23 protein-coding genes are annotated in these 24,724 nt (G+C 33.5%); 12 read left to right on the top strand and 11 right to left on the bottom strand.

The genetic code is table 11. The annotated features are described in order from the left end of the window. Window positions 1-68: 68 nt before the first annotated feature. Window positions 69-2,795 carry a phycobilisome rod-core linker polypeptide gene (locus tag SYN6308_RS20225; RefSeq protein WP_017296287.1) on the bottom strand — a complete coding sequence of 909 codons (2,727 nt, stop codon included), beginning with the start codon at window positions 2,793-2,795 and terminating at the stop codon, window positions 69-71. Between the two features lie 784 nt (window positions 2,796-3,579). Between SYN6308_RS20225 and SYN6308_RS20220 the strand changes: the two genes are divergently transcribed. The 5 genes from SYN6308_RS20220 to SYN6308_RS20200 all read left to right on the top strand — a co-directional run bounded on the left by SYN6308_RS20220 (window position 3,580) and on the right by SYN6308_RS20200 (window position 8,669). Continuing rightward, complete coding sequence (locus SYN6308_RS20220) at window positions 3,580-4,416, top strand: leucine-rich repeat domain-containing protein (RefSeq protein ID WP_017296286.1); 837 nt, start codon at window positions 3,580-3,582, stop codon at window positions 4,414-4,416. A 153-nt stretch (window positions 4,417-4,569) separates the two neighbouring features. Continuing rightward, window positions 4,570-4,926: a hypothetical protein gene (locus SYN6308_RS20215; protein ID WP_017296285.1), complete on the top strand. Its 357-nt coding sequence runs from the start codon at window positions 4,570-4,572 to the stop codon at window positions 4,924-4,926. 344 nt (window positions 4,927-5,270) lie between these two features. Next, entirely contained in the window at window positions 5,271-6,389 is a 1,119-nt protein-coding gene (locus SYN6308_RS20210; RefSeq protein WP_017296284.1) for a histidinol-phosphate transaminase, read from the top strand. A 180-nt stretch (window positions 6,390-6,569) separates the two neighbouring features. Then, window positions 6,570-7,142 (top strand): Uma2 family endonuclease, encoded by a 573-nt coding sequence (locus SYN6308_RS20205; RefSeq protein WP_017296283.1) that lies wholly within the window; start codon window positions 6,570-6,572, stop codon window positions 7,140-7,142. Between the two features lie 189 nt (window positions 7,143-7,331). Then, entirely contained in the window at window positions 7,332-8,669 is a 1,338-nt protein-coding gene (locus tag SYN6308_RS20200; RefSeq protein ID WP_017296282.1) for a gluconeogenesis factor YvcK family protein, read from the top strand. A 97-nt stretch (window positions 8,670-8,766) separates the two neighbouring features. Here the strand turns inward: SYN6308_RS20200 and SYN6308_RS25875 are convergent, their stop codons facing one another. The 5 genes from SYN6308_RS25875 to SYN6308_RS20175 all read right to left on the bottom strand — a co-directional run bounded on the left by SYN6308_RS25875 (window position 8,767) and on the right by SYN6308_RS20175 (window position 13,698). Beyond that, entirely contained in the window at window positions 8,767-8,892 is a 126-nt protein-coding gene (locus SYN6308_RS25875; RefSeq protein ID WP_272943045.1) for a hypothetical protein, read from the bottom strand. Between the two features lie 66 nt (window positions 8,893-8,958). Beyond that, window positions 8,959-9,870 carry a signal peptidase I gene (gene lepB, locus SYN6308_RS25690; RefSeq protein ID WP_237741236.1) on the bottom strand — a complete coding sequence of 304 codons (912 nt, stop codon included), beginning with the start codon at window positions 9,868-9,870 and terminating at the stop codon, window positions 8,959-8,961. Between the two features lie 223 nt (window positions 9,871-10,093). Next, window positions 10,094-12,715 (bottom strand): DNA mismatch repair protein MutS, encoded by a 2,622-nt coding sequence (gene mutS / locus SYN6308_RS20185; RefSeq protein WP_017296279.1) that lies wholly within the window; start codon window positions 12,713-12,715, stop codon window positions 10,094-10,096. 207 nt (window positions 12,716-12,922) lie between these two features. After that, the gene (locus SYN6308_RS20180) at window positions 12,923-13,273 is read right to left on the bottom strand and encodes a phenylpyruvate tautomerase MIF-related protein (protein ID WP_017296278.1); all 351 of its coding nucleotides are present in this window, start codon (window positions 13,271-13,273) and stop codon (window positions 12,923-12,925) included. 95 nt (window positions 13,274-13,368) lie between these two features. After that, window positions 13,369-13,698: a hypothetical protein gene (locus SYN6308_RS20175; RefSeq protein WP_017296277.1), complete on the bottom strand. Its 330-nt coding sequence runs from the start codon at window positions 13,696-13,698 to the stop codon at window positions 13,369-13,371. Between the two features lie 212 nt (window positions 13,699-13,910). Here SYN6308_RS20175 and SYN6308_RS20170 point away from each other — a divergent pair, with 212 nt between their 5' ends. Beyond that, a complete protein-coding gene (locus SYN6308_RS20170) occupies window positions 13,911-14,522 on the top strand; it encodes a PH domain-containing protein (RefSeq protein WP_017296276.1) in 612 nt (203 codons plus the stop codon). Between the two features lie 82 nt (window positions 14,523-14,604). On the opposite strand, the gene SYN6308_RS25225 is transcribed toward SYN6308_RS20170, so the two are convergent. The 3 genes from SYN6308_RS25225 to SYN6308_RS20155 form a co-directional block, all read right to left on the bottom strand. After that, window positions 14,605-14,964 (bottom strand): four helix bundle protein, encoded by a 360-nt coding sequence (locus tag SYN6308_RS25225; RefSeq protein WP_017296275.1) that lies wholly within the window; start codon window positions 14,962-14,964, stop codon window positions 14,605-14,607. A gap of 87 nt (window positions 14,965-15,051) precedes the next feature. Beyond that, entirely contained in the window at window positions 15,052-15,954 is a 903-nt protein-coding gene (locus tag SYN6308_RS20160) for a S66 peptidase family protein (protein ID WP_017296274.1), read from the bottom strand. Window positions 15,955-16,054: 100 nt separating this feature from the next. Then, a complete protein-coding gene (locus tag SYN6308_RS20155) occupies window positions 16,055-16,672 on the bottom strand; it encodes a tetratricopeptide repeat protein (RefSeq protein ID WP_026102189.1) in 618 nt (205 codons plus the stop codon). Between the two features lie 250 nt (window positions 16,673-16,922). On the opposite strand from SYN6308_RS20155, the gene SYN6308_RS23605 reads away from it, so the two are divergent. Both SYN6308_RS23605 and SYN6308_RS23600 read left to right on the top strand, forming a co-directional pair. Then, on the top strand, window positions 16,923-17,174 hold the full coding sequence (locus tag SYN6308_RS23605; RefSeq protein ID WP_017296271.1) for a hypothetical protein: 252 nt from the start codon (window positions 16,923-16,925) through the stop codon (window positions 17,172-17,174). 51 nt (window positions 17,175-17,225) lie between these two features. Next, window positions 17,226-17,687 carry a hypothetical protein gene (locus SYN6308_RS23600; RefSeq protein ID WP_017296270.1) on the top strand — a complete coding sequence of 154 codons (462 nt, stop codon included), beginning with the start codon at window positions 17,226-17,228 and terminating at the stop codon, window positions 17,685-17,687. Window positions 17,688-17,788: 101 nt separating this feature from the next. Here SYN6308_RS23600 and SYN6308_RS20145 read toward each other — a convergent pair whose 3' ends face one another. Next, the gene (locus SYN6308_RS20145) at window positions 17,789-19,702 is read right to left on the bottom strand and encodes a GTPase family protein (protein WP_017296269.1); all 1,914 of its coding nucleotides are present in this window, start codon (window positions 19,700-19,702) and stop codon (window positions 17,789-17,791) included. Window positions 19,703-20,372: 670 nt separating this feature from the next. Between SYN6308_RS20145 and SYN6308_RS20140 the strand changes: the two genes are divergently transcribed. The 4 genes from SYN6308_RS20140 (at window position 20,373) to SYN6308_RS20125 (ending at window position 24,483) form a co-directional block, all read left to right on the top strand. Further along, window positions 20,373-21,491, top strand: coding sequence for a tetratricopeptide repeat protein (locus SYN6308_RS20140; RefSeq protein WP_017296268.1), 1,119 nt, complete (start codon window positions 20,373-20,375; stop codon window positions 21,489-21,491). 113 nt (window positions 21,492-21,604) lie between these two features. Then, window positions 21,605-22,195, top strand: coding sequence for a phycobiliprotein lyase (locus tag SYN6308_RS20135; RefSeq protein ID WP_017296267.1), 591 nt, complete (start codon window positions 21,605-21,607; stop codon window positions 22,193-22,195). Between the two features lie 249 nt (window positions 22,196-22,444). Then, a complete protein-coding gene (locus SYN6308_RS20130) occupies window positions 22,445-23,497 on the top strand; it encodes a HindVP family restriction endonuclease (RefSeq protein ID WP_017296266.1) in 1,053 nt (350 codons plus the stop codon). Next, on the top strand, window positions 23,494-24,483 hold the full coding sequence (locus SYN6308_RS20125) for a DNA cytosine methyltransferase (protein ID WP_237741235.1): 990 nt from the start codon (window positions 23,494-23,496) through the stop codon (window positions 24,481-24,483). Before SYN6308_RS20130 ends, SYN6308_RS20125 begins: the two co-directional genes overlap by 4 nt. A 93-nt stretch (window positions 24,484-24,576) precedes the next feature. Here the strand turns inward: SYN6308_RS20125 and SYN6308_RS25870 are convergent, their stop codons facing one another. After that, window positions 24,577-24,711, bottom strand: coding sequence for a hypothetical protein (locus SYN6308_RS25870; protein WP_017296264.1), 135 nt, complete (start codon window positions 24,709-24,711; stop codon window positions 24,577-24,579). Window positions 24,712-24,724: the final 13 nt, after the last annotated feature.

Below are 24,724 nucleotides of genomic sequence, written 5' to 3'. Positions count from 1 at the left end.
ATTTTATCATTTGCCTTTACACATATCAAAAAAAGTAGGGTGGGCAATGCCCACCGATCGAGATTAATCTAGTTAATAGATGCAGAAGTACTTACCGCAGGAACAAAACTGGGTACTACTAACTCGTTATCCTGTTTGGTTAACTTGTTGTAGAGTCTTTCAGTGTTGGGGAAATTAGCCGCAGGTAAGGTGGGGAAACGGCGATAAGGCACGGTATCTTCACCGAATACTTGGGCGTATTCCATACTACCAACTAAGGCACTGATAAAGGCACGGATACCTTCACTAGCTAAGATGCGGTTATAGTGTTGAATCTCTTTTTGATTCACTGGCGCACGTCCTAAGAAATGTTTTGTGCCTAATTCAATTACTTTAGTATTAGGGAAAGGTGCGTAAAACTCTTTCAAATACAATTCAGAAGTGCCTAAACCTTCGATAAACTCTTTGACGTTGATTTCATTGTTGCTGAGTTTACTTTCGAGTTTGGTAAAGTTAGCATTAATGACGTAAGGTTCGATGTCACGCTCGAATACTTGACGATAAGCGGCACGAATGACGTTTTTAACCTGTACTTTGTCGTAGTTGTTGGTGAGTTTAAAGACTTTGGTTTGTTCTCTTTGAACTGTAACACCCTGATTAACACGAGCTTCAATATCAGTACGGAAGTTAGAAACTTGTCCTAATTCGATGAATCGAGGTGTGGTTTCAACATCAACTCTTTGTCCAATATCTTCTCTTAATGTGCCAACTCTGGAGTTACGCATTTGTAAACCAGCAGGGGTTAAATAACGCTCGTAGGGAACGGTATCTTCACCGAAGGCTTTGTTATACTCGTCACTGTCGATTAAAGCGTCCACAAGGGCATAGAAGCCTTTTTTCGAGGCTAAATCGAAGTATTTGTTCATTTCGCTACGGCCGTAGGTAGGGCGACCTAATAAACGGCGGTGGATGAACTCGATCGCTTTACAAACGTAGAAAGGAGTCCAGTAGGTTTTTAAGAAGGTTTCCGATTTCGCTAAGATACGGATAAATTCTCTTAAACAGATGTCTCCATTTTCGAGTTTGATTTCCGCAACGGTTAATCTTTGTCCTTCATAGAGATCACGACCGAATACTTGACGATAGGCGGCACGAATTACGGCTTGAGTAGAACTTTCACCGAATTTGACTCCTAAACCGTTACTAGCACCGGGTAACTCGTTATTTAAACGAACTACTTTTGCTCCTAAAGTACCGGGATATTGTCCCACTGCACGAGGATTGCTGTTTTGGTTGTTGATACCGGGTCCACGATGGATTAAGATACGTTTGGTATCCTTGCCAAAAGGTGCAGGTGCACTGCTAGGATTACGGGTTTCTTTGGGGAAAATCGCTCCAAATTGAATTTCAAGGGGATCATTTCCTGAACCGTAAACGTGTTGATCGGGTAAGGGTCGATCGTACTTCGCAAAGGTGGTAACAAATTGAGGTACTTTACGGAAGGGTGCAGAATAGTTGAATAAATCCTGTTGCATCCCCCAGTTACGACACTCTTGAGCTTCCACTCCCAAGCCACGAAGATAGGGTACGGTTTCTTCTCCGAAGTAGTCGGCGTATTCCTGAGAATCCACTAAGGCATCAACTAAGGCATTTAAACCACCACTAGACACGATCGAAAAGTATTTTTGTACTTCTTCACGGGAAGATGGTCCACGTCCTAAAATATGACGGAAAGCCAATTCTAAAGCACGGGAGTTGATGAAAGGCTCAAAGAATTGTTTGCGATATAAAGGAGACTTAGCTAAACGGCGGATAAATTCCTTCATGGAAATATCGCCATTTTTCACTTGAGACTCAAGGTAAGAAATCGATTGAGAGTAAGCACGGGTGATGTCACGCTCGAAAACTTGACGATAAGCGGCTTTGACTACAGAAATTTTCTCAGAAGCAGATAACCCCGGTTTCATCACGAATTTAGGACGACGCTCAGAAGCATTAAAGTAGCTTTGAGGTAATTCTAAGCCTTGTACGTCACTAGAAGGACGTTGACGAACTTTAGTGGCTGGGGTAGGAGCTTTTAACTCGTTGATGAGGATTTCAAAATACTGAGTTAAAATTTCTTTGGCTTCAGCATCATTTTTGAAATAGCCGATGGAAGATGCTCTCATTTCTAACAATGCCACTACGGTAGCATCGATCGAACAGGCATTTTCTAAGACTTCTCTTAAACCTCTGGTATTAACTACGAGGATGTTGGGATCACCCGCTACGATGGCATAGCTAACATAGCGTAAGAACCAAGACATATCCCGTAGAGATTTGGTCATATTACTAGGACCATACCGAGAGATATTGATGGGGCGGAATCCCGAAGGAATTTGTCCGACACCTGGATTAGTGAAAACAGACAATAAACCGCCTAAGAAGCCACCGCCTTCACTTGTACCTTTTCCAGCATCCACAAAAGTCTGAATAGATTTTTGGGCAGCCCGAATATCCAGAGGTAAACCACCGCCACCACCAACGACAGCTAAAGCAGGTTCGTCCACCGCAGGTTTTTCCAAGAAAGACATGGGAGAGCCTCCCGTAAAGATGCGATTAGCCGCACGAGAGACGATTAAATCGGAGTTTGCTGTCAAAATTTCAGCAATTTCTAATCTTTTTGCCCCAGATTTAAAATAATTGTCTAATTCGCCCAATTCATTGTTATCGAGAAAACGATCTTGCTGTTCAGCTTGAATAATAGTTGAAACAGCAACGGTTTGGTATAATTGCGGTTTCGCTAAAGAACTACCGCCACTTGCTTTTATACTCATTGATTATTTTTTTATTTTAAAACCAAGTATCATTATCAATTCATTAGGTTATAGATTAAATCTTTTTGGGGTTTCATAGTTAGTTTGTTAAAAATTGTAACAATTACTATGTGTATTTTTTAATAAGTTGATGTTTTTTGCTGTAATATTACCTCAGTTCGATGCAAGAATGTTTGATAAGGGCAGGTTTCACCTCAGTGAACCATAAAGAAAATGATGAAAACTAGACAGGTGGACAAGTGGACAAGTGGACAGGGAGAAAAATTCTCAATATTTGATGTACTTTTGAGAGAATTTTATTCATTCATCAGAAATACAATCTTCCTGTCTTCCTGTCTTCCTGTCTTCGGAGTCTTCCAAGTCAGCCCTCACCTATTTTTATATCGAACTCAGGTAGGTTTCAGGTTGCAGGTTGCAGGTTGCAGGTGTAATTTTCAGAAGATTATATAATTCGATCAAATAATTGAAGATAAAAAATCAATTAGGATATATTTTTTGTCAATTCTTTAACCCTTTCCGATACCCTTTCCGCAACCTTTACAGCACCAAAAATTTTATGGTTCACTCAGGTAATATTAAGGAGAGATAGGGTTCGATCGTATTTGACTTGTCAGGGGAAGAGTAAGGAATAAGGAGTAATTTAGTCGCTTCAGCAGACACTTCGACAGGATCATTTGTTTCAATGTGGGTTGTAGATTAACACCTCATTACTCATTACTTGTCTTCATCAATAAATTTATGGTCAGGTATAATAGATAGAGATTTTAGTGTGGGAGTGAACAAAATGTCTTTTTTTAAATCTAGTTTGATCATAGGAATATTAGGAACAACTTTAATTCAGAGTAATGCGATCGCACAAAATACTCTCACTATTAATAGTTTCAGTGATTGGTGTAGTCAAGAAGAATCTTTGCCTTTAGCCACTCAAAAGACAATTAACGCCATTGTTAAAGCCTTGAGAGTCGAAAATTGTTCACAAGTCGCCGAAATTGCACCGAAAATATTTAGTATTAATATGAGTAGTCAAGGGATTTCTGATTTACGCCCTTTAAGTAGTTTGGTTAATACTTCGGAGTTGATTTTATACGATAACGAAATTACAGATATTACCCCGTTACGATCGATGACAAATCTAAATAAATTAATTTTAGGACATAATCAAATATCAGATTTAACACCCCTTGAAAATTTAACTAATTTAGAAAAACTTTACATTAGTGATAATAAAATTGAGGAGATAAAACCGTTAGAAAATTTAACTAAACTCAAAACTCTTTATCTTAACCAAAATAATATTAGTGATTTAAAACCCTTAGAGAATTTAACTAATTTAGAGGAGTTATATGCTAAGGAAAATAAGATTTCTGATTTAACTCCTTTAAGTAAATTAACTAATTTAAAAGAGTTATATTTAGATAATAATAAAATTTCTAATTTAAGCCCTTTAAGTGCTTTAAAAAACTTAGAAGAATTATCAGTTAATAGTAATAATATCACTGATTCAGATATTCAACCTCTGTGGAATTTAGAATTAAAACAATTATATATTCACAATAACCCTGTGTCTCGTCAATTTTGCCCCAATAATACTGATGCTTTATGCTTTATTGGTAATAGATAACATCACTAGACTTGTGCAAGAAATCTAGTAATGAGTAATAAGTTAAGAAATTTATGTTTTCCGCAATTATCTACTTAAAAAAACTTTAAATAATTTTCTGAAAAGATTGATTAAAATAGTATATAGGGATAATCATTGATTCAGGTAAAAATTATGGCTAACAAATTCATCGCAATAGTATTATTAGGAACAATTAGTCTTCATTTTGGTAGTTATAGTGTAATTGCTCAAGAGCAAATAGACGAAAATATTCACACCACCAAAGACTCATTACAAGGAATTGATTCCAGAAGTGTAGCAGATAAGTTCGATCGAAATCAAACACCAAAATTAAACGTAACCATCGAAAGAGAAGAAAAACCCAATAATAGCTTTTCCACAGGGAATGAATTTATTGACTCTCTCATGAATAATTCTGGCAACCCAAAACCAGCGACAGAATATCAATTAAACACCAATAAAGGAGATGTGCCTTCTGGGGGGGGCACTTTACCCCTGATTAATTTTTAGTTTATAGTAAGAGAAATACTTATAAAAAAAGATAGTATTAAGGTTAGTTTTAAAAATAAATACAGGAATGTTTTATTTGTTTTGTTATAGGGGTTGAATAATAAATATTTAACCCTTCTTTTACCAATTTTTCCCAGATGTCTAATCAATCTATCCTGTCTCTGAAGTCTGCCCCTTTTTCTGTATCGAGGAGTGTCAATTCTGTTATTATATTCATATTGTTGATCATTATTTATTTTGTATTTCTACAGTAGTTATAATTAACAAAGAATGAAAACTATTAATCAGCTTTTATTTAGAAAGAATTAAATAGGATTGCTATATTTATATAACTTATTAAAAATATGACTCGATCGAACTTACCATTTATCAGAGAAGACTTATTAAATTTATCCGCTTATATACCCACTCCCATTAGTGAAAATCAGCAACAATTAACAAGATTAGATGCTAACGAAAGTCCTTATAATTTACCATCAGAATTAAAAGCAAAATTAGGGTTAATTTATGAGCAGGAAATCGAAACAAATCGTTATCCTGATGGTAGTCATGTTAAGTTAAAAACCTTAATTACTGAGTATATTAATGAGGCTAATTTAGAGCAATTTAATATTAATAATATTTCTGTAGGTAATGGCTCAGATGAGTTAATTCGATCGATTTTAATGGCGACTTGTTTAAATAATCAAGGCTCAATTTTAGTAGCAAATCCTACCTTTTCCATGTATGAAATTTTAGCTAAAAGTTTAGGAATAATTACCCATACAATTAAGAGAAATGAAGGAGATTTTTCTTGGGATTTAGACACAGCAAATAAGCTAATTTCTGAAATAAATAAACCCCCGATAAAAGTCGTTTTTGTGGTGCATCCCAACTCCCCCACAGCAAACTGTTTAACTGATGATGAAATTCAGTGGTTAAGAGATTTACCCCCAGATATTTTAGTGGTAATTGACGAGGCATATTATGAATTTAGTCAACAAACTTTAGTATCAGAGTTACCCCAACATCCCAACTGGTTAATATTACGCACCTTTTCTAAGGCTTTTCGTTTAGCGGCGCATCGAGTAGGATATGCCATCGCTCAGGTCGATATAATTAAAGTATTAGAAAAAATCCGTCTTCCTTACAATTTACCCACATTTTCGCAACTTGCCGCCGAATTTGCCTTACAACACAGAGATTTAATTTTACCTGCGGTTAAAGATGTGATGAAGGAAAAAGAGAGAGTTTATCAAGCATTAGTTAATCATCCTCTTTTTAAAGTATGGCGCAGTGATGTCAATTTTATTTATTTGCGATTAGCCCAAAATCCTACTAATGAAAATCATCAGAGAATTATGGCACAATTAAAACAGGAAAAAGTGATTATTCGTCATACGGGAGGAGGTTTAAGAATCTCGATCGGAACTACTCCAGAAAATGATAACCTATTGGATAAATTGGAAAAGATTAATTACTAAATAGGAGAAAAAAGTAAGAAGTAAAGATAATTTGTACAACAAAACAATAATCGCTTTAGCAGATTTAAGCTGTTAGGTTTGTCAATTTATTGCAAAACGATTAATAATAAAATCCCACAAAAAATATTTTTTAAAGAAAAAATTAAGCAATTATTTAATCATTTACAACTGATAATTCTTATGGTTGCTATTGTTAGTCAAATCAAACAAAAAATAAGTTTAGAAGAATTTTTATTACTTCCCGAAACTAAACCCTATGGTGAATATTTAAACTATGGAGAAATTAGAGAAAAAGCAATGCCCCAAGGCGAACATTCTACCATTCAAATTGAATTAGCCTCCTTTATTAATCAATTAGGAAAATCAGCTAAATTAGTTTACGCATTACCTGAATTGAGATGTACTTTTGGCGGTAAATCCATTGTGCCAGATATTAGCGTTTTTGAATGGCAAAATTTGCCTAAAACAGACACAGGAAAAATTGCTAATAAATTTATGATTTATCCAGATTGGGTTATAGAAATTTTATCTCTTGAACAATCAGCAAATCAAGTCATAAATAAAATTATTTTTTGCTTAAAACAAGGTACAAAATTAGGTTGGTTAATTGATAGTGTCGATGAATCTGTGATGATTTTTTATCCCAATCAATTACCTGACATTAAATCAGGAGAAGAAATTTTACCTGCCTTAGATTCTATTCCCCATTGGCAATTATCCGTTAAACAAATGTTTGATTGGTTAAAAATATAGTACCTATTTAGGGGTTGTCTCATAGTCTTATGTAGAAATGAAAGTTATGGAGAAAACACCTTTGCGCCTTTGCGTCTTTGCGTGAAAAAATACTCAAATCTGAAGGAAAACACAAGGAATATTTGGAAGATAAGCGAAAACAAGCTATATCCACTATAATCTATAGCAATTAGTTGTTATAGTTTTCCTATGGTTAATAATCGTAACGGTCGTAAAAAAGTCAATCATCTGTATAAGTGGCTATCTCCCGGTATCCTCGTCAAACGTTGGCTACTAACTAGCGTGATTGGCATTTTGCTGACAGTTTTAGGTATAGCAATTTGGACAAAATTAACTCCTATCTATCGGTTTTTAGACTTCATCATAGCTCTTTTGAATAAGATTACCAATAATATTCCTAGTTATCTTTCTGGTCCTTTGGTGTTAATTATTGGTTTATTTTTATTATACTGGGGACAAACTCGCACTTTAGGCTCGATTACGGAAGTTTTAAAGCCTAATAGTGAAGAAGAATTAATTGAGGTTTTGTGGAATTATCGCCGTTTGAATCGAGGTACAAAAGTAGTTGCCATTGGTGGTGGTACAGGATTATCAACGTTATTGAGGGGAATTAAGGATTATAGTGCTAATATTACCGCTATTGTCACCGTAGCAGATGATGGTGGTTCTTCGGGAAGATTGCGTAGGGAAATGGGAATGTTACCGCCGGGGGATATTCGCAACTGCATTTCGGCGTTGGCGGATGAAGAAAAGTTGTTGACGGAGTTGTTTCAATATCGTTTTACGGCAGGAGAGGGGTTAAATGGTCATAGTTTTGGTAATCTGTTTTTAACGGCTATGACGGATATTACTGGAGATTTGGAGGGGGCGATCGAGGCTAGTTCAAAAGTATTAGCGGTTCGGGGGCGAGTGTTACCTGCAACTTTAAGTGATGTAACTTTATGGGCAAAATTTGAGGATGGTAGAATTGTGGAGGGAGAGTCGAATATTCCTGAAGTTGGGGGAAAAATCGTAGAAATGGGCTGTAACCCCCCTAATCCTCCAGCAACTTTAGCGGTAATTAAAGCCATTAAGGAAGCTCAATATATTATTATGGGACCTGGTAGCCTATATACTAGCATTATCCCTAATTTACTCGTGCCAGAAATTAGAGAAGCGATTGCTAAGAGTTCCGCACCAAAAATTTATGTTTGTAATATTATGACCCAAAAAGGCGAAACCGATGGTTACACCGTGAGTGATCATATTCGAGCGATCGATCAAGCCTGTGGTGGTAAAATATTTGATGCGGTATTAGTTCAAGGTCGATCGCCTTCCCAAGAAGTGTTAAAATATTACGCATCTAAACGTTGTCATCCAGTGTATCTCGATCGAGAGGAAGTTGTCAAACAGGGTAGAAGAATTGTACAGGCAAACATCATGAGTGAAAACCAAGATAGTAATTATGTACGCCACGATCCCAAATTATTAGGTAAAGTATTATTTAGATGGTATAGTAACACCCCGAAAGCAAAATTATGGAAATGATATGATTAGTACTAATTTTTCATGATTTTCTAAAGACTATACCAAAATATAGATGAATAGCCTATAATTTTTATTGCTCTAAAGGGCAAACTATGAACTATTCAAGTATGTCTAATTGGCTCATGATTTCCTCAGTATTTTCTTGTTTAGAAGGGGTTAATTTTTTGATATTTTTCCTCAATCCAATAGCAATTTTACTATGTTTTTCAATTTGATTCATCACTTGTTTAGCTCGACTAATTACTACTTTTGGTAAACCTGCTAATCTCCATGGGAAATATATCTTTATTCATTCTATTTTTCCACTACGTTCAAAAGGATACAATATTTTAGTAGCTTTCCCAATAATATTTTCTGTTGGAACAAAACCCCAATAATGACTATCATAACTATTATTTCGATTATCTCCTAAAACAAAATAACTATCAGATGGTACGATTACAGCACCAAAATTATAATCAGGTTTTTCTTTGATATAATTTTCTTCTAAGGGTTGATCATTTATATAAACTTGATTATTTTTTACCTCTACTTTTTCATTGGGCAATCCAATAATTCTCTTTATAAAATCATCTTCATATCCTTCTTTTTTCAAGTTATCTGTTGCCTCAAAAACAATAATATCTCCCCTTTGAGGATTATCTAAATGATAAATTAATTTATTAACAACTAATCTATCATTTATTTGTAAAGTTGATTCCATTGAAGATGCAGGAATATAACGAAATTCTGCAATAAAAGTTCTTAAAGAAAAACTAGACATAAGAGTAAGAAATGGACTGACAATACTTGAAATACAAATTAAAATAATTGCAGAGTATATTTTCTTTTTAGTATTATTGGTTACAGTATATAAATAATAAAGTATCAAAGGGGATAAAAAAAATAATGATAATTCTGCATTGGGAATAAATGTGATTACAAGTAAAGTTAATCCAATAGATATTTTTCCTGCATAAATAAATCCAAAACCTAAATTTATTTTAGATAAAAATACTGCTAACCAAGGATCTTTTTCTTCTTTTCTTAGTCTTTCAAATTTTAAAGTATTATTTTTAACAGTTAATTTATAAGCATCAATAGAACTAACAATAATCGATATTATAATAGCTACAAAAAAATAAATAAGTTTGATTAAACTGCTATGAGAATCAAGAAACCATAAAAAAATATAACATAAAAAAACTATAGTTAAAGTCATAAAAAATAATCCTCTAAAGGGATAACCCGCATAAAAATGACCTATACCGGGAAATATTAACGATAGATTAACCGCTAACCAAGGTTCTTTTCCTTCGAGTTGATTTGATTCATTCGAGTTCATATTATTAAAGAGTGATAATTATAAATGGAACTATAGTTATTATACTAAAATATAGATGAATAGCCTATAATTTTTATTGCTCTAAAGAGCAAACTACGAACTATTCAAATATGTCTAATTGGCTCATGATTTCCTCAGTATTTTCTTGTTTAGAAGGGGTTAATTTTTTGATATTTTTCCTCAATCCAATAGCAATTTTACTATGTTTTTCAATTTGATTCATCACTTGTTTAGCTCGACTAATTACTACTTTTGGTAAACCTGCTAATCTTCCAGCTTCGATGCCGTAGGATTTATCCGCACCTCCTGCTTTTACTTCGTGCAAAAAGATGATGTCATTCTCTAATTCTTTTACCGTAACTTGATAGTTAGCAACGTTGTCGAGAATGGAGGCTAATTCGTTTAATTCGTGGTAATGGGTAGCGAAAATTGTACGACATTGTATCTCGATCGACAAGTATTCGGCAACTGCCCAAGCTATAGATAAACCGTCAAAAGTTGCTGTACCCCTTCCTATCTCATCAAGTAATACTAACGATCGATCCGTCGCATGGTTTAAGATGTTAGCTGTTTCGTTCATTTCTACCATAAATGTCGATTGCCCTGTACCGATGTCATCCACTGCTCCCACACGGGTAAATATTCGATCGCAGATAGATAATTTAGCGCTTTGTGCAGGAATAAAACTCCCTATTTGTGCCATTAATTGAATCAATCCTACTTGACGCAAATAACAACTTTTGCCACTGGCGTTAGGTCCTGTTAATATGATTAAATCGGGCATTTTTTCTGCACCTAAATTAGTGGAGTTGGGAACAAACATTCCAAAACCTAAGAGTTTTTCTACTACGGGATGCCTTCCATTTTTGATGTTAATAACTCGATCGTTAGTAATCTCAGGACGGTTATAATCTTGATAGACAGATAGTTCTGCTAATCCAGACAAAACATCCATAGCGGCTATTGCACGAGCTACTTTCCTAATTTCTTCCGTTTTTTCTGCTACTAAACAGCGTAAATTGACAAATATTTCATACTCGAATTTTGCTAAGTCATCTTTAGCATTTAAAATGCGATTTTCCTTTTCTTTTAACTCAGCAGTAATGTATCTTTCTTCGTTTAATAATGTTTGTTTTCTTTGATAATTTTCGGGTGCAAATTCTGCTTTCGATCGAGGCATACTGATATAATAACCGAAGGTTTTATTGTAACCCACCTTCAAATTAGTAATCCCCGTGCGTTGCCTTTCCGTTACCTCCAGATTTGCCAACCACTCCCTATCACCATCAATCAGTTTGCGCATATCATCTAACTGCTGATTGACACCATCTCGAATAATTCCTCCTTCCTTGACGTGTTGGGGAGGAAACTCCACAATAGTATCTAACACTTTCTTACCCAATTCCTCCAACTCAGGAGGCACATTTTGCAATGCTTGAAAATAGGGTGATTTGCCTTCCTTTGCCAACTCCGCTAAATAGTTTAATTTGCCCAAAGAATCCCCTAAATTGAGTAACTCCTTCGGATTTGCTGTACCTGCGCCCACTCTCCCCGTTATGCGCTCTAAATCGTAGATACTCTTAAATAATTGTCGAATTTCTTCCCGTAAAGGTAGATTTTCCATCAATTCTGCGATCGTATCTTGACGAGCAATAATACCTTGTTTATTGAGTAAAGGTTGCAATAACCATCGTCTCAAAGCCCTTGCTCCCATCGCAGTACAAGTTCTATCCAAAGCCCACAATAAAGAGCCGTGAAAGGTGTTATCTCGCACTGTGGTGGTGATTTCGAGATTTCGCCGTGTGGTGCTATCCAAAACTAAATAATCGCTAATATTATAAGTGCGAATTAGTTGCAATGGTACTTGATTCGCTTTCTGGGTATCCTGCACATACTCTAATAAACCTCCCGCCGCCCTAATGGCAAAAGGTAAATGCTCACAACCTACACCCTCTAAGGATTTTAGCTTAAATTCTACCAATAATCTGGGCTTGGCTTCGTGGATGTCGAAGGCTTTTTGCGATCGTAATGAATAACAAAAGCAATCAGGAAGAAACTCAGGTAAACTGTCAGATTTTTGACCCGGACGCAGTAAACTATTAATATCGGGAGCATTAACAGGAAATAATACTTCTGCTGGTTGTAAACGCAATAATTCAGTGGATAAAGCGTTTAAATCCTGATTTTGGGTAGTAAAAAATTCCCCTGTGGAGATGTCTGCATAGGCTAAACCCCAGTAATCCTTCGCTACTACCACCGCCGCCAAGAAGTTATTTTGCTTGGAAGGTAACATCTCATCTTCCGTAATCGTGCCGGGAGTTAATAACTTTGTAATCCCTCGTTTGACAATTCTTTTCTCTGCTGCCGCCGTTGCTGCATCCTCCACTTGATCACAGATTACCACAGCATAACCCTTTTCTACTAATTGTCGCGCATATCGATCGAGTGCGTGATGGGGTACACCAGTCATGGCAATCCTACCGACATTTTGCCCTGCTTCCTTGCTGGTGATAACTAACTCTAACTCTTGAGAAATGGTGACAGCATCCTGAAAAAAGCACTCGAAAAAGTCACCCACCCTGTAGAGTAAAAGGGAGTTGGGATATTGCTCTTTCACATCCACATAGTGATGATACATGGGTGTTAAATCTTCTCGTTTGATTAGACGATAATCCTCATGGGGGGCGTTTCTCGTGGCTTTTTGGGTGACAATCTCGCTCATTGTGACAACATTTTACTAGGACTTATGTTTTTATTATGATCGAAAATGATAATATTAATCAATATGATAGTTGTTTTCGGGATCAATAAATTGTCCAATAACACTATTAATTATGTGAATATGTAAGTTCGTAGTAAACCTTTTAAGGCTTATTAATTAATGGCTAAAGCCATCACTACAAACTTATTTGATTAACTTTTAACGTATTTAAAAAGTTGAGCCATTCCAACCCCAAAGATAACCTTTAGCATCACTAAATTCAATATAAATTCGGTTTTTAGCTATATCTAAACTATCACTTATTTCTTGACAAAAATTTTGACTCATGGCTTTAGTTTGATTTTGACTCATTGTGCCAATACTTTTTATTTCTACATAACAAACAGGCTCAAAAGTTCCTCCAAAAGTCATGGAAATATTTGATTCAAAACTTGTCATTACATAGGATTCTGGTTTGCCTAAATGTTTGGCTAATTTGCTAGACAAATTTGTTAATAAGTTTTTCACTTGCTGGGATTCTGGATTAGGGGTTGATGTTTGAACTTTAATTAAAGGCATTTTTCAAGAGATAATTAATTTTTTATTTATTATATAATAATCCTAAACTAATTGTAAATTAAATGGGTAAATTGTCCCTATTTAATATTTAAAATTTAAAGAGTCATATTAGGAAAAAGATAACGAGCCGCCGCTAAAATTAGAGCAATAATTATACCCCCTGCAATGGAACGAAAAATAAACTCTAAATTACCTAATCGTTTATCTAATCCTGAGAATTTATCATTAAGACTTGTTTCTAAACTATTAGTTTTTTCTTCTAAACGATTATCTAAACTATTAAGTTTTTCATCAAGTTTAGCAACATTTATTTTGACATCATTTACTTCATTAGTTAAGTAATCTATTTTGTTTTCTAATTTATCTATTTTTGTTTCTAGTCTTGATAAAATATCAGCTATATTTACTTCAATAGTTTGAATCATTTTATCCTCTGTAATATTTAATTTGTATGATGCTTATTGTACTTAAATTTTTGAGTTGAGTTTTAGTCTTTGAGTTATTTTACACTGTTTCTCGATCGAACATCTATGACATTATTATAGATTATAAAATCATTAATTATCAAGATACTAGGCAATAAATTATTCTAATTTACGATATAATTCATAAATCATCAAATAAATGGGTTAAAACTATGTTTAAAAATATTGCTTCTGATGTTTTAGGTTTAAGTGATATTGGTGCTATTATTTCACCTAAAGATTTTCATAAGGTGGAATCTGATGATTATATTTTGTATGAAGATGGAGAAAAAATTTATTTTTTAATTAAGTCTAAATCTGACGAATATTGTTTTACAAATTATGCTTTAATTCATTTAGATGGAGCTTCTGCTACTAGCAAAAAAAGATTATTAAAACGCTATAGTTATAAAAATAATCCTATTACTGATGTAACTTTAGAAACTGCTGGAACGGTAGATTTAGACATAGAAATTAAGTTTAATATTGGTAATGTACCTTATTCGATCGATGTGATCAAACAAGATATAGAAGGATTAAAAGATTTGTATAAAGCCTTAGTAAAAATAAGCTCTATTCAAGTAGAAAATCAACACTATTTACAATATGCAGAAAAGAGTCTTAATTTAGCTAGTCAAAGTTTAAAACCTTATACCCATAATTCTTCTCCTGAAGAACAATTTAAAGCTATTAATTTATATAGTTTTAATTGGTTAAAAAAAACCCGTCAACAATTCATGAAAAAAGATTTTAGTGAGATTTTTGATCTGTTTATTAATAAATAAAATTGGCTCTTCTACAGTAGTTATGATAAATTAATCGTAAATGTGAGGCAAAAGGCAAAAGGCAAAAGGCAAAGGTAATAAATTATGATAGTTTATTAATAAGAGATGAAATCATTCTTGTTTCTTCTTTTAAATTTTCTAAAATCAATTCTACCTCTTTTTCCGTGCATAAATGAACTCTAGTCGCTAAGATCAAAAAAGTTTGTAATTCATTAACTGAACCTTGTGCAATGTTTAAAAAACGTTTATAATCACCAGGGGATCTTCGTCCATAACCTTCTGATATATTTGCTGGTATAGATGATGAGGCTCTTCTTATTTGTTGAATCATGCCATATAATTCTTCTTTGGGAAATTTTTGGGTAAGGAAAAAGCATTTTTCGGCTATTATCATCCCTTTTTGCCAAATTATTAAATCTTTAAAGTCTTTTATGTCTGACATTTTCTATTCCCAAAAATAAAAAAATAAAATTAACTTTTGCCATTTGCCATTTGCCTTTTGCCTACCTCCACCAATAATTTATCATACTCAAAGTCGAAGAGCCATAAAATTCACCTCTCCCCTATCTCCATCCATTTCCACCCATTCTCCTACAGGTAAACACATATTTACCCCATCGTGTCCAAATGGTAACTCACTAATTACAGGAATATTTAAGTCTGAAAATCGATCGAGCAAAACTTCATTAACATTCCAACTAGGGATATTGTCAGGAGGATTACAACCGCTAAACCGCCCTAAAAGAATCCCTTTTACCCGTTCAAAAATGCCCATTATACGCCATTGAGTCAACATTCGATCGAGACGGTAGGGGGCTTCTTGCACATCTTCCAAAGCTAAAATAACGTTATCAAAGTTTGGACAAAGTTTCGTACCTAACAAATGAGTTGCCACTGTCAAATTGCCACCTAAAAGCCTTCCTTGAGCTTTACCGCCTCCCCAACCATTACCATAAAGGGGAGTAAGGGGTTTGCCTTCCAAGTAGTCAAATAAGCGTTTTAAGGATGTTTCCGATTCTTCTATTATTGTAGTTAATACAGCACCATGAACACTCACAATTTCTTGATTATATAAACTCCACAGTAAGCTAGTTACGTCAGAAAAACCGATTAACCATTTGGGGTGTGGTATGGTTTCCCATTGCCAACGCTCCAATAATCTCGCCCCTCCATAGCCACCTCTAACGCAGACAATGCCCTTATATTCGGGGTTTAACCATGCCTCTTTTAAGGCTAATCGGCGAATTTGATCATTTCCTGCCAAATAGCCTTCTTGGGCAGAATAATTGGTTTCTAAGACGATGTTATAGCCATTTTGTCGCCAGATTTCCACTCCTTGTTCAAATTTTATCGCTTCCTTGTCTCTTAATGTACCGCTAGGTGCGATCGCCAGTAATGTATCACCTTTTTGTAAAAATTGAGGACGAATCATTAGGTATTAGATTAATTTTTCTTAATTTGAATAGGTTTGTAGTAAGGGTTTTAACCCTTCTTTATTTCGATAATTATTAGAGAAGTCTAATAATTTTGCATCAAATAAAGGAAAATATATCTTCTAATTCCTCTGTCCAATATTCTAATAGCTCATCATCTTCATTTCCCATTCTTTGCCACATTTCTAACCAAGAATGAGCTTCTTTTAAATCTTTTTTTGCCATAGCTAACTTGATATGTAATTCACAAAATTTAGAAAATTCGTTATGGTTAAACTCTGTTTTTGTGAATAATGGTTTTAACAATTCTTCTGCTTCTTCCAATTCGTTGTCTTCTATGTGAAATTGTGCAACACTAAGCCTTGCAAAAGAATAATCAGGATATTCTTGATGAATTTTTTTGATTAGCTCAATACTTTCTTTTTTTCTTTCTTGTACCATATAAGAACCAGCTAAATTATACAGTAAATCTGGGGATTTTGGTTCTAATTTTAAGGCTTCAAGGAGTACTAATTCTGCTTTTTTTCCTTCTCTTTTGTGCATGAATTTAACGACATCTTGTCCCATTTTTACGACTTTTTTAGAATGTTCGATCGATGGCTTATCATGAAGTTTTATCCCCATAAATAACAATTCTTTTTGTTTTCCCTTAAAGCAAATTTTTACTTTTCCCGAAGGCACTAATCCTTGATTAACTATTTCTTGCATTACTGACATAATTATTAATTGATTGTTCACTTGAACTAAAACCCCAACTTCTTGCTTTTTTTATTTTTTTAGCCATTTTTAATTATCTCTTTATTTCTATATTTTATTTTATAAAATTTTAAAAAAATATACAATAAAATTTTTATTATTGATCAAACGAATTTTAACATAAGTACCCTAAACACAAAGTAACTCAGGAATGAGAATTTAATCATTTAGTAAAATGGATAGTCATTAACCTGTTAAATTATCAAAAACAATGGATAATCAAGAAACCATTATCTTAATTCATACGGAAATTCAAGGTAAATATGAAAGTAATTTTGCTAAGAGAATGTTTGTTTATCATTACCGTATTTATGATAAATATATTGATAAAAATACAGAAATAGTCAGTTTAGCTGTTTTAGGGGATGAAGATGAAAAATGGCGACCAACAAATTATAATTATAGTCGTTGGGGTTGTCAACTAAAGCTAGATTTTCCTATTATTAAACTATTAGACTATTAAAAAAATTATTCCTCCTTAGCAGAAAATAATAATCCTTTTGCTGTGGTAATTATGGCTTATTTACAAAGCCGAGAAACAAAGAAAAATTCTTTAGCTAGACTAGAATCAAAACTAAACTTAGTCAGGTTATTATATCAAAAAGGCTATACTAAGGAAATGGTCATTCAACTATTTCGATTAATCGATTGGTTGATGATTTTACCGAAAGAATTAAAAGAACAATTCCAAACAGAATTAATTAATTATGAGGAGGAAAATAAAATGCCTTATATTACCAGTATCGAAGAAATTGGCATGGAAAAAGGTGAACAACTTGGGAAGCTCAAAAATGCTAAAGAATCCGTCATTGAAGCATTAGAAATTAGATTTGAAAATGTACCAAAAACCATTGTTAATAGTCTTAATCAAATCAATGATCTTCTCTACTTAAAAAAATTACATAAAAAAGCAATTTTGATTGATTCTTTAGTCAATTTTGAACTTTTATTACATGAACAATCAACTAATAATTAGGGGTTGTTTTATAATCTTTTGAAGGGAGAAGAAGATAGGATAAATATTTATAAATTATAGATAATATCGACTTTTTCGATCGAACTTAATTCCCATAAACATCAATTTTGTAAATAAAATTTATACTTTTCTTCTAACTGATTAAAAGTCATTTTTTTAGTCCAAAATTCAACTAAAGCATGACCTAAAGCATAGGCTTCTTGCTCTGGATTACCATTATTTTCTACTAATAAAGTCCATAAAGATAATAAATCAAATTGTATTTTATCTTCGTTATTTGTACTTAATAAAGAGAATAATTCAAAGGCTAATTGCAGTTTACCAATAACTACGGGTAATTGTTCAATGGGGATTTTTTCTGCTAGTAAAAAGGCTAAACGAGGTGAGCCTGTACTTAAAGTCGAAATAAATTGCAAGACAGGACTTTTGAGTAACGTAGTTAAGCCTTGAGTGGTTGCCATTTGAAAGGAATATTTATCGATAATTTTAGCGGCGGTGATGCTTTTGGCTTCGATATTACGGAAAAAACGGGCTAGTCTTAGTTGTTTTGCAGGTTCGATCGAGCTTAAAATATTCATAGCTAAAACGTCATCATACCAAGAATCTCGATCGAGATCGAGAGTTACCACAGGTAAAACTTCCTTACAGTATTCTCCTAAGTTTTCCTGACGATATTTCACCGCTTCACGAATAGAAACCTCCTTCGGTGAATTTCCCGTCAACCAATTATAAGGAGGCAACCATTCTCGCATCGGGCGCAGTCGATCGACTTGAGTAATAATAATAAAAATAGGCACATCAGCAGTATTATCACGCAACTTAACTAAAAAATCCTTATCCATTTGTAAGGCTGGATCAAGCGCAGGATTTAACAGTAAAATAATATCACTATTTTCCGCATATTCTAGCACCGTTTGCGCATAATCAGAACGATCGACCTGCTCATAACCGGGAGTATCCAAAAGGTTTAAAACCTCTCCTGTGTTAGCTTTCCATTGATAACTTTTGATTTCCGTCGTGCTAGGCAAAACATCAACTTCCGCCTTTTTCGTATTAAAAAGAGTATTGATTAAGCTACTTTTTCCAGCGCCAGTTCTACCCACTAAAAGAATATTAACGGGTTTTTGCTCAATTTGGTCTGGATTTTGAGCTTGAGTCAAAATTTCTTGCAAAGTCTGGGTTTTTGTCTTAGTTAAAGTCTCATTATTCGGGATAAATTTATCAAGAGGTAAACTATCACCACCATATAACAAAGCCGTTTGCCGTGCCAAATTTCGCAAAGCCACTTCCCTTAAAACTTGACTAAGATTAATCAATAACTCCTGATTCGCTTGTTTATTCGTTTCTTGACTAGCTAACTTAGTCGCCGCCACCGCAGGATTTATCACCCATTGTGCCCAACTCCACACTTGCAATAATTTACGAGCGCTCGGTTCAACTTTGCGATATAGTTGATAACCTTGATAACCTTGGGCAATGGTTACTTGATTTAACGCAGGAGACAATTTCGTCATCCACTTATCCATATCATCCACTGTACCTCGAATTAATCCATAGGCTTGGGGGATATAAATATTCAATAATGGATATTCTACTTCAGGATGATAAATTTTGGCGATCGAACTTACCAAATCCTGACAACGTTCAAAAAACAACTGTAAATCTTCCCAAATAGGGGCATCTTCCCTCGTTTTCACGATAATACTCTGTAAAACTTCCTCTAGCTTAGGAATAATCTCCGAATTGTTATAACTTTTTTGGGAAGGTAAATTAAAAGTTGTAGTTTGCAAATCCTGCTGTACATCAGAGATAATATTTTCTACACTAGGAAATAGAGGTTTTGTCCACTTTACCAACAACCAACGCCAACCCACAAGTATAGCTACAAATATCGCCCATATCCAATTAATACCCCATGCGTGAATTTGTAACCCCGTTGCCACCACAAAAAAAGTAATGATAGCAATAATAGGAATACTCAAAATAAACCATTGCCAAGACTTTAAGCGAATCATAAAGAATAAGTAATAATAAGTTCGTAGTAAGGGTTTTAACCCTTATTCTACCTGAATTCGAGATTAACAACCTTTTAAAATAAGGGTTATTGAGTAATAGCTGTTCAAATTTTAGCCAAAGAAAATAATTAAATAAAGAGAAATAATAGCAAAAAATGAATTTTACATAAGTTTAAATCAATTCTTACTACTATCTCCTGTATCCTGTCTCCTATCTCCTACCCTTATCTAAAATTTTACGCCTTTACGGAAATTATGATCGATGTCTATGGCAAGGTGGTTTATGATAAAATCCATAATCATTAATTACTATTGGATTATTGGATCATTTTTTGTGTGCTGTTCTGTTATATAAAACTTACTCATAGTTACCTATGACGTTTACTTCTTGCTTCTACCAGTCAAGTCGGCTTGATACTGTCCACAAGCGTTGATTCGGGTGTAATCCACCCTACTTTTATTATTCTAATTAATTGATTAATCTTGAATAATAACTAATTTTTATTTAATTTAATCTTTAAATTAAATAGTTTTAACAGTCTTGGTTATCGACTTCATTAAAAGCTAACATATTTTAAAAAAATGTCAACCTTTATCCCGTGAGTAGGTATAAACAACTATAATAAACTATTAGTTAACAGTTAAAAGCTCTTATGATTAATTATTGAATATGTTTGAAGAAGTAAAATCGGCGATCGATCAGGAAAATTATGACGAAGCTAAAGACATATTAACACAACTATTAGCTCAAGGAAAAAATGATTTATGGATAAGATATTATCAAACATTAATCTTAGAAAAACAAGGCAATTTAACCGAATCTGAAGCAAGTTATCGACAAATTGTTAAAGATAGTATTTATCCTGATGCTCAACTGCTCAAATTGATTCGTGATGGTATTGAAAGAATCGTTACAATTAATCGAGAAAAACAACAAATTCAACAACAAATTCAACTTAAAAAACTTCAAGAATTTCAAAATATCGAAAACAGTGAAGATTTAGCGGTATTAGTTTTAAAACCTGTTAACCTTGAACAAAAAAAAGTGTTAGCACCAAAATTTGCTCAAGTAATGAACTTAGATAATTATACCGCTACTTTACAAATTCCTACCCGTAGTTTAAGACTTTATAAAACTGGTAATTTCGGTACTTTAAACTATTATCAAACAGAGTTATCTCAAGCAGAAATTCCTTGTTTTTGTCAGAGAATCAAAAATATTAATCAGATGACAGTTTATCAAGTTGAATATATTATTAGTGATGATGGTGAAGTAAATATTTTATGTAAAAATGATCAGGAAAAAGAAATTATTATTACTTTTCAATGGACAGAAATTAACCATAAAATTCATGCTTTAATCCCTATTTTTGAAGAAACTTTACATATTGATGCAAAGGGAAAACCCCAGAAAAAAAAGTCCACCCTTGACTATAGCAAATTCTATGATTTACATTTAGTGTCTCAAAATTTAATTTTACGATTTAGTGATCAATTTTACAAGTTCGATCGCGCAGCGCCGTTTCACGATCGAGGTTTAGAAATATCAAAACAGGGCAAAACTGTTCAAGAAAAATGGGAATATTTAACTAATTTTTTAAATGAAAAAATACCTGATAAACCACTATGGTCCGATTTTACCTTATTTGCAGAAGGAGCAATCCAATTTCCAGAAATGTTAAAACAAATCACCCCTCACATCAATCTTTTTCGTAGGGAAGAAACCCTCTGGGATGAGACTTTTCAACTTTATAGCGGTTTAATTTTTTTTCTCATTAATCCTTCTTAATTAAATACTTTCTCCTCCTCAAAATTCGATTTAAAAAGCTCGATCGCCAAAGGTGGAGCTGCGCGATCGATGATAAGATAATATTCTGAATATATAATTTTTTTGATCAAGATATGGACGGTTTAACATTTTTTCAACATAGTGCAGGACAATGGCGATCGCAACGTACAACTCATCATTTACCTTTCAGAAGAGCAGAAACAGGAGGCTCTCAAATCAAAGTAGAAACCTTAACTAAAGATGATCCCAAAATAGCCGAAATTTGTCAAATGCACTCCTGCTCACCCGAAACATCTGTTGGTGGCTCTTATGTTACATGGGATGGAGCAATGCAATGGGATAAAGAGAACGAAGATCACAAAGGAGAGACAGTTTTTGCCCTCATTCCCACCGCCGAAAATCCCCGTCAAGGTAAACTACTCAGAGAAAGAGGTTATGCCGAAATTGTACCCGTTGCTGGAGAGTATTATTTAGATCAAGAAGATGCTCTTGTACTAACTACAGAGTATGAAACCATGACCATTCATGAAAGATTTTGGTTTGTCGGCGATGACATAAGATTAAGAACCAGTACAGTACAACGTTTTGGCGGTTTTAATACGGCAACTTTCTGTATTGAGGTAAGAGAAACAGAAAATAATCAATCTCCTACAGAAGATAATCCCCCCAGTTTGTTAGATACTGTGTCTATCACTGGATGGTAATATGTGAGGGTGAATAGTGAATATCAATCGATCGAATGGAAAAATTATATCCTCCTAACTCGCTTTAATAAAAAGAGAAATCAGTCTTCGTTTGTTTACCAATGATTTAGGATTGCGATATTATCTGTCTTAGATAAATTGAGAGAAAGAGCATAATAAAAGTAGGCTGAGTAGAGGTAACGAAACCCAACTTTAATTATACAAAAATTCAAAAGATAATATAAAGATTTTATAGCAAAAGTTATTCAAATGAATCAAATAAAACCTAGTCTATTCGGTATTAGAAAATCAAATCGAGATTTTACATTAAAAGAAACTTGGGGAAAAAATCAGTTTAATTCTTCATTTCCTATCTCGTTGTCTTGCTATTTAGACTCAAAAAATATTGATGCTATTAATCTTTGTATTCAAGAGAAAAAATTTTGTCAATCGACCATCGCAATTAGTGAAATTTTTGGACTAAAACCTACTGATAATGACATTTATTATGCCTTTGAATCGACTTATACACCCTATCAAAAATATATAATCGGTTCACTGCCAAGAATTGATTTAGTTATACAAAAAGAAAGTGATGGACAATGTTTATCCGCTTTAGAAATTAAACTAACGGCTTTACCTGATAATGTGACCTGTAATTTGCAAGAAGAATATTATGGTAGTGAAATAGTTGTTAGACCTGATACGATCGTTTATTTAGCTTGTAGTATTATTTCGAGTTTGAATGGAGAATTAGGGGACATCATTCCTGACATCGTAATTGATGATTGGTCACAAGAAAAATTAATTTTAAGCAAAATTGATCAAATTATTGACTGTATAGAACAAATATCCTATCAATTAGCGGAAAATCAGCAATCTTTTTTGATTCAACCAATTTGGAAAACTAGAGGTAAATCACCAAGTCTTGCAGAAAATTGTCTTGATGTCTTTGTCTGGAGTAATGCAGGATTTACTTATTTTATTTCTACGATCGCCAATAGGGAAATTACAGCGAATAGTATCAATCGTCAGACGAGAACGGCAATTTGGTTATATAAAATGCTACAAGATTTTAAAAATCATCGAAAATTTAATCACAAAAAAATTATTGATAATTTATCTTACAACACAAAAAATGATAAAGCCTTTGCTTCCTCTGGGAATATAACTAATAAATATATGATGTGCGATCGTCTAACTAAACCGATTATTAAGAAAGATGAAATTAAAAATATAATACTAGGAGGAAGTCAAAACCTTTTAAGTCCCGAAAGACGTTTTGATGCTATTGTATTCAATTCACCAGATTTGTTTAGATGATGAAATGTATTGATCTTTTTGCAGGTTGTGGCGGTTTTTCTTTAGGATTTCAACAAGCTGGGTTTGAAATATTGGGAGCATTTGATAACTGGAAACCTGCCATAGAAATATATCAGGCAAACTTTAGTCATCCTATTTTTGAACAAGACTTGAGCAATGAAAATGAGGTATTTAAAACAATTCAAAAATTTTCTCCTGATATTATTATCGGAGGACCTCCTTGTCAAGATTTTTCCAGTGCAGGAAAACGAGATATTACTCTAGGTCGTGCTAATTTAACCTATCATTTTGCGAATATAATTTCTAAGATAAAACCTCAATGGTTTGTCATGGAAAACGTGACTCAAATTAGAAAAACTCATATTTTAAAAGATATTATTGAACAGTTTATCACGCAAAAATATGGACTTTCATCTGTTATTTTAAATGCGTCTTTTTGCGGAGTACCTCAAGCTAGAACAAGATTTTTTTTAATAGGTCATTTAGGAGATAAACATAATCAACTTAACACTATTTTTCAAGAAAATTTATTCACAAAACCCATGACAGTGAAAGATTATTTAGGAGATTCGATCGAGATAGAATATTATTATCGTCATCCAAGAAATTATAGTAGAAGAGGAATATTTTCAGTAAATGAACCTAGTCCGACTATTAGAGGCGTAAATCGACCGATTCCAAAAGGTTACAAATTAAATCATTGTGATCCCCAAAATATTGATTTAGATAAAATTAGACCTCTCACAACTTTAGAACGTAGTTATATTCAAACTTTCCCTGAAAATTTTAATTTTTTTGGCACAAAGACTAATTTAGAACAAATTATAGGTAATGCTGTTCCTGTTAAACTTGCAAAATTTGTGGCTGAAACAATTAAAGATTATTTAAAATATGGTAATAATCAATCATTACCTATATTTGATTTTTTTAATATTCCTTCAACTAATATGAATAGTTTTGAGTTACCTAGTAAAATCTTATTTTAATCAAAACGAAAAAAACTCTTACTATATGAAAAGAAATGAGCTTTTGCGTTATCTTCAATCTCAAGGATGTGAATTGTTAAGATAAGGAGGTAATCATTCATAATGGCATAATCCTTGCCAAAATAAACGATCGGCTATTCCCCGACATAATGAAATTCCTGATATTCTTGCTAAGAAAATTTGTAAAGATTTAGATATAGCTTTTTTTTGAAATAAGTTCGATTGCATATCCTCTTAACAT

The sequence above is a fragment of the Geminocystis herdmanii PCC 6308 genome, assembly GCF_000332235.1.
GTDB lineage: Bacteria > Cyanobacteriota > Cyanobacteriia > Cyanobacteriales > Cyanobacteriaceae > Geminocystis > Geminocystis herdmanii.
Note: the sequence above shows the minus strand (reverse complement) of the source record. Positions and strands in the feature narration are given on the sequence as shown.

What these genes read in the sequence shown, in the direction of transcription:
- SYN6308_RS20130 (WP_017296266.1), top strand. Translation starts at nt 22,445, where the DNA reads ATGAATCAAATAAAACCTAGTCTATTCGGTATTAGAAAATCAAATCGA.
- SYN6308_RS20200 (WP_017296282.1), top strand. Translation starts at nt 7,332, where the DNA reads ATGGTTAATAATCGTAACGGTCGTAAAAAAGTCAATCATCTGTATAAG.
- SYN6308_RS20220 (WP_017296286.1), top strand. Translation starts at nt 3,580, where the DNA reads ATGTCTTTTTTTAAATCTAGTTTGATCATAGGAATATTAGGAACAACT.
- SYN6308_RS20180 (WP_017296278.1), bottom strand. Translation starts at nt 13,273, where the DNA reads ATGCCTTTAATTAAAGTTCAAACATCAACCCCTAATCCAGAATCCCAG.
- SYN6308_RS23600 (WP_017296270.1), top strand. Translation starts at nt 17,226, where the DNA reads ATGGCTTATTTACAAAGCCGAGAAACAAAGAAAAATTCTTTAGCTAGA.
- SYN6308_RS23605 (WP_017296271.1), top strand. Translation starts at nt 16,923, where the DNA reads ATGGATAATCAAGAAACCATTATCTTAATTCATACGGAAATTCAAGGT.
- SYN6308_RS20160 (WP_017296274.1), bottom strand. Translation starts at nt 15,954, where the DNA reads ATGATTCGTCCTCAATTTTTACAAAAAGGTGATACATTACTGGCGATC.
- SYN6308_RS25870 (WP_017296264.1), bottom strand. Translation starts at nt 24,711, where the DNA reads ATGCAATCGAACTTATTTCAAAAAAAAGCTATATCTAAATCTTTACAA.
- SYN6308_RS25225 (WP_017296275.1), bottom strand. Translation starts at nt 14,964, where the DNA reads ATGTCAGACATAAAAGACTTTAAAGATTTAATAATTTGGCAAAAAGGG.
- SYN6308_RS20225 (WP_017296287.1), bottom strand. Translation starts at nt 2,795, where the DNA reads ATGAGTATAAAAGCAAGTGGCGGTAGTTCTTTAGCGAAACCGCAATTA.
- SYN6308_RS20210 (WP_017296284.1), top strand. Translation starts at nt 5,271, where the DNA reads ATGACTCGATCGAACTTACCATTTATCAGAGAAGACTTATTAAATTTA.
- SYN6308_RS20145 (WP_017296269.1), bottom strand. Translation starts at nt 19,702, where the DNA reads ATGATTCGCTTAAAGTCTTGGCAATGGTTTATTTTGAGTATTCCTATT.
- mutS (WP_017296279.1), bottom strand. Translation starts at nt 12,715, where the DNA reads ATGAGCGAGATTGTCACCCAAAAAGCCACGAGAAACGCCCCCCATGAG.
- lepB (WP_237741236.1), bottom strand. Translation starts at nt 9,870, where the DNA reads ATGACTTTAACTATAGTTTTTTTATGTTATATTTTTTTATGGTTTCTT.
- SYN6308_RS20155 (WP_026102189.1), bottom strand. Translation starts at nt 16,672, where the DNA reads ATGTCAGTAATGCAAGAAATAGTTAATCAAGGATTAGTGCCTTCGGGA.
- SYN6308_RS20125 (WP_237741235.1), top strand. Translation starts at nt 23,494, where the DNA reads ATGATGAAATGTATTGATCTTTTTGCAGGTTGTGGCGGTTTTTCTTTA.
- SYN6308_RS20140 (WP_017296268.1), top strand. Translation starts at nt 20,373, where the DNA reads ATGTTTGAAGAAGTAAAATCGGCGATCGATCAGGAAAATTATGACGAA.
- SYN6308_RS20215 (WP_017296285.1), top strand. Translation starts at nt 4,570, where the DNA reads ATGGCTAACAAATTCATCGCAATAGTATTATTAGGAACAATTAGTCTT.
- SYN6308_RS20135 (WP_017296267.1), top strand. Translation starts at nt 21,605, where the DNA reads ATGGACGGTTTAACATTTTTTCAACATAGTGCAGGACAATGGCGATCG.
- SYN6308_RS20170 (WP_017296276.1), top strand. Translation starts at nt 13,911, where the DNA reads ATGTTTAAAAATATTGCTTCTGATGTTTTAGGTTTAAGTGATATTGGT.
- SYN6308_RS20175 (WP_017296277.1), bottom strand. Translation starts at nt 13,698, where the DNA reads ATGATTCAAACTATTGAAGTAAATATAGCTGATATTTTATCAAGACTA.
- SYN6308_RS20205 (WP_017296283.1), top strand. Translation starts at nt 6,570, where the DNA reads ATGGTTGCTATTGTTAGTCAAATCAAACAAAAAATAAGTTTAGAAGAA.